Genomic DNA, 11,494 nt, shown 5'->3' with positions numbered 1-11,494 from the left:
GCGTAATGAAGCGTATGTGGTGGTAGGCGCGAGAAAAGAGGGAAATGTAATGAGTCCGAAGATTTCTGCCGCCTCCGTCAGAGAGCACCACGAGATTGTTTTTCATCGGATTATTGACGCGGCAGAGAGGATTCTTCGGGAGGACGGTCCGAGTGCCTTGACGGCTTCGGCGGTGGCAAAGCAGGCGGGCATGGCGCGAAACTCTATTTATCGCTATGTGGATACCGTGGACGACCTGCGTATTCATGTTTTGGAACGGTATATTCCGGCGTGGGTGGAGCGCTTGCATGCGGCTATTGAGAGCGCGCCGGAGTCGTATGAGCGTTTGCGTGCCGTGATTTCTCTTAGTTTGGATATTGGCGCGGAATCTGGGCATCAATGGCTGATTGATGTGATGGGAACTGGGCGCCGGAGTGCTTTTACTATGCGTTCTGGGGCGCAGTTAGGTGCGGTGATGAATTTCCATCACGAGTTAGCGCGAACGATCGCGAAGATATGGGCGCATATTACCCCGCAGCACAGTGATATTAATGCGCGGATGACGCGAACGGTGTTGAATACGGGTTTGGCTTTGATTGATGACGGGCATGACGTGGAGACGGTGAAGCAGACGACGATGCGCATTTTGGCGAGTTTGGCGAATTCTTAAGCGGGGTTGATGAGTCCCTGCGTGGATTTGGCAGGTTTTGATGTGCTCGGGGATGTGCATGTTCGTGCTGGGTGTTATGCGGGTCTGATCGACATACCACGCGGCTTTGGTGGCTGTGTTCCCAGGGCGGTTTGGGTTGTGGTGGCGTCCTGTGTACCTACATAACTGTGTAACTACGTAATTCCAGCGGGTGCATGTGCGTGAAATTTGCGAAATGGAATGGCGTGTGTAGTGGTGTCGATAAGCGTTTTAGGGCGCTGGATAAGGAAATCTGTATTGACCCCTTGACAATGATGTCATTTTGATGTCAACATGGTGTCATGTTGATTGGTAAGTATGTGGCATCGTATCGAGCGTCAGTGGATACGGCACTGTCCTTTGCTGATGAATCGACGCGCGCGCTCGCACATAAAATTCTGGATGTCGTCCAGGCGAATTTCCGTCTTTCCCTGCTGGATCTAGTGCATGATGTGGCTAATCGGGTGGAGCAGCAGCTCCCCGACGGGGTGGATGTTCGCGCCCAAAGCAGTCGCGATGATATTGATGTCATTGTGACGTCTAAGATGACTGTAACTCAGGAAGAACTGCCGGCAGATGAGGCGGCAGACGAGGATATGACCGCGCGGTTGACCTTACGGCTACCGCAAGCGTTAAAAGAAGAGATTGAACAAGAAGCCGCTCGGCGCTCTATGAGCCTGAACGCCTATCTCGTGCAACTCATTCGGGAAAACCTAAAGACGCGGCGGCGCCGTGGTGGAATATCGCGTCCAGTGGGGATTTCGATCGAGGGGTGGATCTAAAATGGAGAACAGGTTTTTTACCTTCACACAGGTAAATATGCTGAAAATTATTCTGCCGAGTTGCCGAATTCAGGCACGGCTTCGATGGGAACAGCGCGAGGATATTCGCGTCACCGTCTGCATGGCTGAGGCGTCTATTGCTGAGCATTTTCAGTCGAATATGGAAAACGGTATTGCTGTAGTGAGCCTCGATGAAGACGTGGCTGAGTCGCTATCGCGAAAAATGCTGAGTCTTTTCTCCTCGAAGGAATACCGCGTCGAACTGGATATTGCCCTCCCTCAGGCATGCGGGCTTTATCTGGAAGCAAAAACGGTTTCTGTGGATTCAGGAGAAGCCGGCGGGCGGCTACATTGTGCATCGGGCGTTGCGGAAATTAATGGTGACGCTTTCGAGGAACTGATGATTGAATCGGGAACAGCGAAGATTGATATTGCTTCTGTTGTGCGCAGCCAACTGGAATCCGGAATGACGAATATTCACATCGGTGAGGTTGTGGAAGAGTTGACAGTGGAATCCGGGAAGAGTGATATACAGGTTGGCGCCGGTTGTGCAGCGAATATCCATATTAGTTGTGGAATGGGAAAAATAACGATCTTTGTGCCGCGCGATGTTCCGGTGTGGCGTTCAGTTGATATGGGTCTAGGGAAATGCCGGGCAGATCTGAATCCCGTCGGGGAAGCGCAGCCTGGTGAACCCCATATTCGTGTGAAGGTGGATGCAGGGAGCGGCTCTGTTACGCTCTGCCATCCTGATACGGAAAGTGCGTGCGTGCCCGCAGAATAAAGTGAAGAACGCATACACGTAACCTGCCTCTTATCTGGTCTTCATGGATAAAGGCATGGATTATGTGCAGACGCGAGAATCTACACAGGCAGCTCAACAACGCCCAAGCATAGGAACAAGCATAGGAATACGCACAACGTGGAATCTACAAAGGAGTAGAACATCGTAAAACATAAAACGTCGGCGTAAGCGCGTAGCGCGATAGTGTGCAAGGTTCTCTGGCGCTGCGGCTTGCGGTATTGCGGGGCATTAGTAGCGTCAATATTGGCTATCGGCATGAATAGAAACCGATATGGGGCGGCAAGTCATAGGAATTCTAAGGCGGGTATGACGTCGGGATATAGCAGATGCGTAGCAGCACGTAGGATAGAGGGGTGAATCAGAGACGGGATACGCAGCGCAAGGATACGCGACATAACGATCCGCTGTTAGCATGTGAGTATTTCCAGGCTGGTCAGTGTCGATCGTGTACGGAGATTCGCGTCCCGCAAAATCTGCAATTGGCGGCGAAATGGGAACGAGCCAAAGAATGTATCCCAGCCCAGGAATGGTTAGCTCCACTACCCTCTCGTCGCGATGCCTTTCGTAATAAGGTCAAACTGGCAGTTGGTGGGCGGCGCGGCGAGATTCGGCTGGGGGTAATGAATCCAGACGCCACCGTCAGCGATTTACGATATTGCCCGCTACCAACGCCAGGCATCCAGTACGCCACCCGCCAACTCGTGCGATTCCTCAACGAAATTGATATTGCGCCCTACCATATCCGTACCCGCCAGGGATTGATGAAGTTCGTGATCGTTACTGAATCGCCTGACGGTGAGCTGATGATCCGCTTTGTGGCGCGCCGACGCGGAGTGCAAGGCCTACTGTTTAAGAGGCTTGAGCGGCTACGGGAGCTGATCCCTGCGGCGAAAGTCGTCAGTTTGAATGTGCAAAGTGAACCTGCCGCCATTATTGAGGGTCCGGAAGAAATCCTGATCTCGGCGCAGGCAGAATTGCCGATGCGCCTATGCGTCGCAGATAAGGAAATGACCTTGTATGTGCGCCCGCAGTCATTTTTTCAGACGAACACGGACGCTGCCCAAGCCTTATATACACGGGCGGTGGAATGGTTGACGCCGCGAGTACACAAAGCGTGGGACTTGTACTGTGGCGTGGGTGGTTTCGGGTTAGCGCTCGCGCTTCACGGTATTCAGGTGACGGGTATTGAGGTGCAAGAACAAGCGGTTGCAGCAGCGCAGCGGGCAGCCGACGAATATGTCGAGGGCAGGGCACAATTTCTGGTTGGGGACGCTCAGACCTGGCCGCTCAGCCCCGATGTTGACGCGATTATCGTCAATCCCCCGCGCCGAGGAATCGGAACAGATTTAGCGCGGTGGATCAATGATTCTGAGGTGGAGCAGGTGCTGTACTCTTCCTGTAACGTGGAATCGTGCGCGCGTGATATTGCGCAGCTTTCGAATTATCGTGTCGAGCGAGCGCAGGTGGTGGAGATGTTTGCGCACACCGCCCATTTTGAAACGATCTGCCTCTTATCGCGCATAGCCTGAGTAATAGCGGCAAGGCGGCTACGGGATGCTAGCGTTCGTGTTTCGCGGTTTTCGCGTCAGGGGGATGCGAAAGTGTTGTCAGTAAAGCCGGAAAATCTCCATAGCGGAGGGGCTGATAGTCGCAGCTGCAAATAGGAGGAGCCGGAGCGGTAAAAGAAGAGTGTTCGAAGGAGTGTTCGGAGCGAATCCGACGTTTCTAGCCGCCATTGCGGGATGTTGTTGTTCCGCGGGCAACACGGCTACGCGATTATCGGGCTCATAGCGGAATTCGTGTATTTTGCCGCAGAATGTTGCCACAGTCTATTAAGTAGGTGTTTCAGAAGTGCATGCTTCTTGGCGTGGCACCTGGCATAGCCTGAGTGATGTATCGGATCTCGCTATGTGCGAGGTCAAGCTAGGGGTGGCATGATGACGTATAAGAAGAACTCGCTGCGGTTAGTTCTCCGAGATCTGCCCTGTGATATTCGGTGTGATCCACAGGTGGCGGGGATTGAACTTGCTATGAGTGAGCCGTTGCGGGCGTATTTTCGCTATGAAGAAGATGCAGATACGTTGTCGATTATCCAGACGCGAGGGTTTTGGGAGCAACGCCGCCCACATATTTTTGACGTATTGCGGAAGAGAAAAATTGTTATCACGGTAGGGGTGCCCCTGAATGAGCTTCAGGTGCAGGTTGGCGCTGGATTGCGTATGAATGGTGTGCACATCGGCTCAGGTATCTTCCGTGTGGATAACGGGAGCGTTGAGCTGCGCAATACGATCTTCAGGTCTGCCGATTGTGCTGGTTCATCGTGTTCTTTTCATGCCAAAGACGTCAGTATCGCTGATCAGCTAGTAGTTGATATTAAAAATGGGTCATTCACCTGGGAAGATACCCCTGGTAGTGCTGGTGTTGACGTGCATAAGAGCATCGGTAGGGTGACGTTTTATGGAAAAGAAATGCGCTCTGGGCAGTCAACACAGAGCGCACGTAAGCCGCGTCTTAGTATTTCGTGTGACGGTGGATCGGTAAAGCTCGGGAAAAGCTGAGAAGCGAGGATTTTAGGCGCTTTCCGTTGCTTGCGTAGTAAGCATGACGCTCGGCGCAATGGAATTTTCATCGTGAATGAATAGCGATCGCCCAGTATCTGTTGATGATGCAATGCGTGCTGATATCAGCAGATACTGGGCGATAACACTAATAAAATAACTCGCTTACATGTCGCCATTTCGTCGGCGCAACGCGGTTTTGGCTGTACCGATGAAATGACTGCGCATAGCTTATGGGATAATGTGCTGCTCCAGATTTCTTAAATATGGTTGCCCTAATGTGATGGTGGTTTCAGAAGGCCAGGCTAAATCATCTTGTGATACCGCTATGGTTATCTTCTTATCGCCATAGGCGGCATATTTCGATAAATCATCATTTTCAGAAGTCGAGAATAGGCTGAGCATTTGTGCGGAACGTGAGGAGTACCCACCGCCAGCACCTCTGCGTGCGGTGACGGAGGTTGGTTGCGTGAATACAAATATGGCACAGGTTTCCTTATCAGGATGTAGATATTCCATACCACTTTGCCCAGGGAAAAATTGATTGAGGATTTCCGAGCCTTTCATAACTTTGATTTGCCCTTCAAAAACCTGTAATCCAGCGTTCTTTGCTTCCGCAACCCGTTTCTCGTGGGCGGCGCTTGATGTTGCAGCCGCTTTTTCTTGAACCTTTTGCTCCAACGCGGCGACGGTATCTTTTCGGATTTTCAGTGCCTCTCGCAGTGGTTCAAGGTTTGATGTATCAGACCACTTTTCAATCTCTGCAGACGTATCCTTATAAACTTGCGGGACATTGAATTCCGTAAAAGACTCCTGATGTACCTTAAGAATCTCCCCGTCTTTTACCTGCCAGAGAGTGAGCTCACCATCGCCGGTGGCAGAGTTAAGCGTGAGGTGTTGAAGTTCGTCCTTATTCTTTGACGGGTTCAGACTTGCTTCAAAGGAACTCGACCCGAATCCGCTCGTAAATACTTTATCTGTTTTTATTAGCGTGTTGCTGTTGGCGCTATATAGATAGGGTCTGATGAATGAAAGAGAGCCGAGATACATTCCCTTGGCATCTTGGGAGATAAGTAAAGCAGGAATTCCCGATTGGTCGATATCAACCAAAGCATAGGAATAGCTGATGCTTTGTGCGTTCCAGATTTCCGCAGGATCTGCTTGCACCGCTTCTTCCGGGGCGTTGAGAATATTCAGGTACTGGACGTATGCCTGATAGTTTGGCGAAGAAAGCGGATCTTGATTCAGGGCGGCAATACCCTGGCGATTTTCCTCGTCGGTTTCGGCGCTGTTAGCAGCAACTAGCTCAGTGATTTTGTTGTTCTCAACTGCCCAAATGCTATTGCCGATAATGCTGGCAATCACTGGGTGATCGTAGCTCTTAACCCACAGTAGCTTCTTATCGGCCGATAGCGCGGCAATGAAATATGGCGAATGGGTGGGGTCGCCGTAGACGATAGTAGTGTCGTCAATTGTGCCGGCGACGGTTAGCGAGCTGCCTAAGTTTTGCACCTGGACCGCAGGAACATCAACCAATTCTTTACTGGTGATTGCTGCTGGTGTGGTCGTATTGCATACCACCTTGCCATCTTTGACGGTATATGGGCGAGCGAGACTGGTATCGCATTCCGGCAGGTCTGTGATCTCTTCGCTGGTCATAACGTTCTTTGATCTAGAGGGATCGCTTGCGGTGGCATGGTTGGTATCGCCGCTGTTTGACGGGGAATTATTGGTGGAATTATTAGCGGAGGTGTCTGGGGAGGTGTTGGGAGAGGTGCCTGCAGAAGTGTTCGGGGAAGCCGGCGCAGTGCCAACAGAATTGCCGCCAGTGGTTGTTTCTGATGTTTTTGGTTGATCTTTGCTGGCTGTGGCGTCGGAATGGCTGTCTTGCTTTGTGCTGGAGTTAGCTGACGGCTCTTTCTTTGTTGAATCGTCGTTTGCAGAAGAGGCGCTACCGTTGCGTTGTGCCAAATTGATATAGACCGCCTGAACCTCGCGTGCTTTGCTTATGCTCACCAGTAGAAGGCGGTTTTCGTCAACGGATTCGACGTAGCGAGTGCCATCAAAGTCGGGAAGCTCTAGTACCCACTGGGCTTTTGCTCCATTGGCGTAAGAGGGGTTGTCAAAAATTTTGTCTTTGAAATAGAAGACGAGTCCCCCACCGATAAGAGCCAGGCATAGGACGCAACTAATAATCGCATAAGCCCACGTCTTTTTCCGACGTTTTTGTACTGGTGAGGCGCTGGGATAAATGTTCGCATTATATGGCTGTGAAACGCTATAGTATTGCGATTCAGTAGTTGGTGCCACATAAGGGGGTGGAGGAGGATAAGCGATATTATTAGGAAAATCTCCTGTGTGGTTATTCGTGTTACTCATAAGTTTCTCGTTTTGTGCTTTATGACGGGAATATAGGTGGATACCAGTGCCGGCTTATTATGATACGATAATAAGCCTTAATGTTTAGGGAATCATCTCTCCTATTAATGTGAGATATAGATTTACATGTTATTTCTCTGAGAAATATGCGTTTTGTGGTTTTATGTGAATCCTTAACGAAATGCTTAAGGGTGGGGAGCGTATTACTATTTCGCGCGGTTAATGGCTGTCTATTAGGGGCTGTGGAAAATGGCGGATCTAGTTTTGCCCTATATGTATTTATGTAGGCACAAGTTGCTGTGGATGTTTTACATGTCCACATGGTGTACGTATGGCTGAGGGGTATAGCTTTACGGTGTCGCGCATTTATCCTGTGTTCTCTTTTTGTGCTCTTTTCCTGTTGTCAACGCTAAGCTTGTGGAAAATAAAGAGTAAGTTGGCACGGCGTGGCAATGCAGTATCTCTGATTGGCTACGCTTAGTACGCGGTGGATTCAGATGTGTGACGAGTATGTGGAGGATATGAGATGGTTGCCCATAAAGTCATTCTTCCCTTAGATGTCTCCTATGCAAGAATGACGGCGCAGTTGTTACTTCCGTCTGTGCATAAAGATTCGGTTGTGGATATTGTTGGGCATATGCTCGCGATGCAGGGGCAGTCGGTATATGCCTTTCCACATGCGGCCATTATCCGATCGCGAGAAAGCTCTATAACGGATGTTGTCGAGGCTTTTGAGCGTGGTGATTTGGTGCGGCACCGGCCTATACGTGGAACGGTGCATATTACTCGAGCACAGGACTATCACTGGCTTCGTCAGGCGTTAAATCATAAGCAAGGGAGCTTTACTTCTCGCCAGGAAGAATTTTTTGGCATAACAGAGCAGACGTATCAGGAAGCCTTTAATATTGCCTGTGAGCTGATTGCTTGTGGTGGTGGATCGGTGCGTCGGCGTGAGTTATTCGCAGCTTGGATTGAATGTTTTAGTAAAGCGCATGCTGGGCAGGATGCGGGCGAGGGTAATGGGCGTTCCCTGCCGCAGCGATTTGCTCAACTGTTAATGTGGGGTTTGGACCGGCAAGGTCTTCTCGTCGAAGGACCGATGCGTAAGAATGAACATTATTTCATTGATGCCCGACGCTTACCGGCTGCCGATAGCGCTGCTAGTGGGTTTTATATGGATGCAACAGTGCCGCGAGAACAGGGACTCGCAGAAGTGGCCTATCGGTATGCGCGTGGCCACGGTCCAGTAAGTATCTCTGACTTGGCGCGATGGGCCTCGCTCAAGAAGTCCACAGCGCGGAATGCTTTGGAGGAAAATGTCTACTGTGGACGACTGGGCCGTTACATAATTGTGGATAATAAACTCGCGCCGTTATCGGCGGTAGCAGGATCGGATGTGACGTTCTACTGCGAACCAGATCTAATGGACCGTGCCGCTGACTATCGGCATGAGGCAGAGCGGATATTTTATTTGCCTAGTTTTGATGAGCTACATGTGGGGTATCACAATCGAACCTGTTTAACGGATGAAATGGGTGAACGGGTGATTTGTCCAGCGGGAAATGGTATGTTCCGATCGTTAATTGTGGATAGTGGTCGTGTCATTGCGGTTTTCCCCAGTTCTGGTGTGGAATGGATAAAGGCGCCGACGGTTACTCGTCAGCGTCAAGTGCAAAAAGTGATTGATGGTATCACTCAACGTATGGAATTGCTGGGTTAGAGAAAGTAGCGCGGTCAAGCGGATTGATGGTACCAGAGCCCGTGGTGAAGTAGGGTTTGCTTCCGTGTTCTCTGTACTGATTTTAGAGTTTCGCGGGCTTTAATCGAGTTTGAGCGGCAGGCAGGCCGTGGCTCTTTTTATTTTCGGTTAGTGACGTTCTGATGGAATGTGTGGTTAACAGATTGAAATGTGGCTAACAGATGAACGGCGCTGACACGTGATGTCAGATTTTGCTAGTCCTGGGGATTGTACTGCTACGTTGCTGGAACTGGGGATAATGCGAATAACGGGTTCTTTGTTGGGTAGACGGCGTTTAGCTGTGGAAAACGATGAAATTGTATGATCTCTGATGGATCTACTAGATAAAGACTGGATATCTGGTATTGGCTATGAAGTAGCTTGTGCGGAAATGTCCTTTCATGCTGTGGGCGATCATTGTGGACAGATCGCGCGCTAAATGCCGTTACCCCGTACTATGCAGATAACTATTTTCTGCTACAGCGCGATGAGCGCATGATAGATAGGACGAGGAGGCGAATATGATTCGAGTCGCCATTAATGGATACGGCAACCTGGGTCGTGGTGTAGAGCTGGCAATTTCGAAGTGTGCTGATATGGAGTGTGTGGCGGTATTTACTCGGCGTGACCCGCAGACGCTCACCACATTAGGCGCTCCAGCAGTGCCCTTGGCGGATGTGGAGAAATGGCGGGGCAAGATTGATGTTGTGATTAATTGTGGTGGTTCGGCGACGGATTTGATTGACCAAGGCCCACAGATTGCGCAGTGGTTCTCGTGTGTGGATTCTTTCGATACTCACGCAAAAATTCCGCAGCACTTCTCCGCAATGGACGAGGTGGCTCGGCAGGCGGGCACGCTAGCGCTCATTTCTAGTGGGTGGGATCCAGGATTGTTCTCTATGATTCGGGTATTAGCGGATGCGGTTTTGCCAGGCGGAACAGCTACGACGTTCTGGGGGCCAGGTGTTTCACAGGGGCATTCTGATGCGATTCGGCGAATTGAGGGCGTCCAAGATGCCAAACAGTACACCGTGCCCATCGATGCGGCGGTGGAGACGGTGAAGAGTGGTGGCTCAGTAAACGTTCCACGTCAGATGCATACTCGTGAATGTTTTGTTGTGGCAGAAGACGGCGCTGATCGAGATGCTATTACCCAGGCTATTGTGACCATGCCGAATTATTTTGCGGATTATGACACGACGGTTACTTTCGTTACCCCAGAAGAGTTCGCTCGGGATCACAGCGGTATGCCACATGGTGGAAAAGTTATTCATGTGGGGAGCACTAGTGAACACCGCCATTCAGTGGTCTTTGATCTCCAACTGGATTCAAATCCAGAGTTTACTGGTTCTGTGTTAGTGGCTTCGGCGCGAGCAGTTGCTCGAATGGCGGGTCGTGGGAATACGGGTGCAATCACCATGATGGATGTGACCTTAGGTGACCTTTCGCCACGGGATAATAGCGAGCTGCGTGCGCATTTCCTGTGACGAGATATTTTGCTAGGCGGTGCAGTGCTCAGTGAAGTATGTGCTGCACCGCCGATTCTTTTGCGGAAAATACAGAGCAGAGAAACTGCGGAAGAGGGAATTGAAACTATAAGGGTAGAGGCGGATTTCGGCCTATATGCAATGCGGGTTTAGGGTTATAGGGCAAATTCTGGGGTTATAGGGCAAATTCTGTTGCTCGTGGGGGCAGACCCACGGGTCTGGTTAGGGTCTGACGCTGTGTAGGTTCTGCCCGGAGTTGGGTTATAGGACATTTCTGTTGCTGGTGGGGTTTATCCCCAGGTGTTTGACTTATGTTTGGGCAAACATAGCCGAGATGGCAAATAGATTTTAGGCAAACAGATTTTTAAGCAAACAAATGACCGGCCCCGCGCCACTCGCAAGAACCGGCCACTTTGCGCGCCCGAAGGGATTCGAACCCCCAACCTTCTGATCCGTAGTCAGATGCTCTATCCATTGAGCTACGGACGCTTAGCGCAATCAGTTTACGACGGAAATGCAGTGAAATGCCAGTTGCGGAACGTGTCCTTGCTTACGATTTTGCATAGATGTGGGCAGACAGTTCGGATTCCATGACGGGTATATGGTCGCCACTACGCCTAATGTGTGCCTATGAGTAACTCCCCTGAGGGCAGGGAGGACAACAGATGTTATCAACTGCGCGGCGAAACAAAAATCAATCGAGGGTGCCACGGCCATGTATGTGCTGTGGTGACTGTAGCTACCATAAAAGCCATATAAGAGGGATATGTTCAGGCGAAATATCCACAGTTTTTGCTATCGAATACAACTATTCACAGCGCGGATGTATGCACAGCGTGCCACTATGCGCGATGAAGATATATTCATCGGCTGTGGAAATTAACGTGGGTAAGAGTTATCCATATCCTGCTGCTGTGCATAGCGGTGGGGTATCTGTTTTGTAGATGAAAACACTTACCGACTTGACGTGCGTAAAAGAGGGGCAGACCTTGATAGCACAAGCTACTGTGAGGCGTCTCGTTGTGGATTCACGAGCGTTTTCGTGGATAGAAAACAGGAAATATCTACACGTGCGTCC

The 11,494-nt window shown here is 50.5% G+C and carries 8 protein-coding genes and 1 tRNA gene; 7 read left to right on the top strand and 2 right to left on the bottom strand.

The genetic code is table 11. The features are described 5' to 3' along the window. Window positions 1-49: 49 nt before the first annotated feature. The 5 genes from ACLHIL_RS06690 (at window position 50) to ACLHIL_RS06670 (ending at window position 4,812) form a co-directional block, all read left to right on the top strand. Window positions 50-649, top strand: coding sequence for a TetR/AcrR family transcriptional regulator (locus ACLHIL_RS06690; protein ID WP_411297184.1), 600 nt, complete (start codon window positions 50-52; stop codon window positions 647-649). Between the two features lie 320 nt (window positions 650-969). Next, window positions 970-1,449, top strand: a complete 480-nt coding sequence (locus ACLHIL_RS06685) for a hypothetical protein (protein WP_411297183.1) — start codon at window positions 970-972, stop codon at window positions 1,447-1,449. A 37-nt stretch (window positions 1,450-1,486) separates the two neighbouring features. After that, window positions 1,487-2,233, top strand: a complete 747-nt coding sequence (locus ACLHIL_RS06680) for a hypothetical protein (RefSeq protein ID WP_411297182.1) — start codon at window positions 1,487-1,489, stop codon at window positions 2,231-2,233. 374 nt (window positions 2,234-2,607) lie between these two features. Then, window positions 2,608-3,783: a methyltransferase domain-containing protein gene (locus ACLHIL_RS06675; RefSeq protein WP_411297181.1), complete on the top strand. Its 1,176-nt coding sequence runs from the start codon at window positions 2,608-2,610 to the stop codon at window positions 3,781-3,783. A 405-nt stretch (window positions 3,784-4,188) separates the two neighbouring features. Next, window positions 4,189-4,812 (top strand): hypothetical protein, encoded by a 624-nt coding sequence (locus ACLHIL_RS06670; RefSeq protein WP_411297180.1) that lies wholly within the window; start codon window positions 4,189-4,191, stop codon window positions 4,810-4,812. Window positions 4,813-5,043: 231 nt separating this feature from the next. Here ACLHIL_RS06670 and ACLHIL_RS06665 read toward each other — a convergent pair whose 3' ends face one another. Beyond that, complete coding sequence (locus tag ACLHIL_RS06665) at window positions 5,044-7,191, bottom strand: hypothetical protein (RefSeq protein WP_411297179.1); 2,148 nt, start codon at window positions 7,189-7,191, stop codon at window positions 5,044-5,046. Window positions 7,192-7,717: 526 nt separating this feature from the next. Between ACLHIL_RS06665 and ACLHIL_RS06660 the strand changes: the two genes are divergently transcribed. Continuing rightward, window positions 7,718-8,911: a DNA glycosylase AlkZ-like family protein gene (locus ACLHIL_RS06660; RefSeq protein ID WP_411297178.1), complete on the top strand. Its 1,194-nt coding sequence runs from the start codon at window positions 7,718-7,720 to the stop codon at window positions 8,909-8,911. Between the two features lie 539 nt (window positions 8,912-9,450). Further along, window positions 9,451-10,416: a diaminopimelate dehydrogenase gene (locus ACLHIL_RS06655; protein ID WP_411297177.1), complete on the top strand. Its 966-nt coding sequence runs from the start codon at window positions 9,451-9,453 to the stop codon at window positions 10,414-10,416. Window positions 10,417-10,832: 416 nt separating this feature from the next. Here the strand turns inward: ACLHIL_RS06655 and ACLHIL_RS06650 are convergent. Further along, a tRNA-Arg gene (locus ACLHIL_RS06650) sits at window positions 10,833-10,905 on the bottom strand. Window positions 10,906-11,494 lie beyond the last annotated feature (589 nt).

The sequence above is a fragment of the Trueperella sp. LYQ143 genome (genome assembly GCF_046599595.1).
Classification (GTDB): Bacteria; Actinomycetota; Actinomycetes; order Actinomycetales; family Actinomycetaceae; genus Trueperella.
The sequence above is the reverse complement of the archived record's forward strand: the minus strand, read 5'-3'. Positions and strand labels throughout refer to the sequence as shown.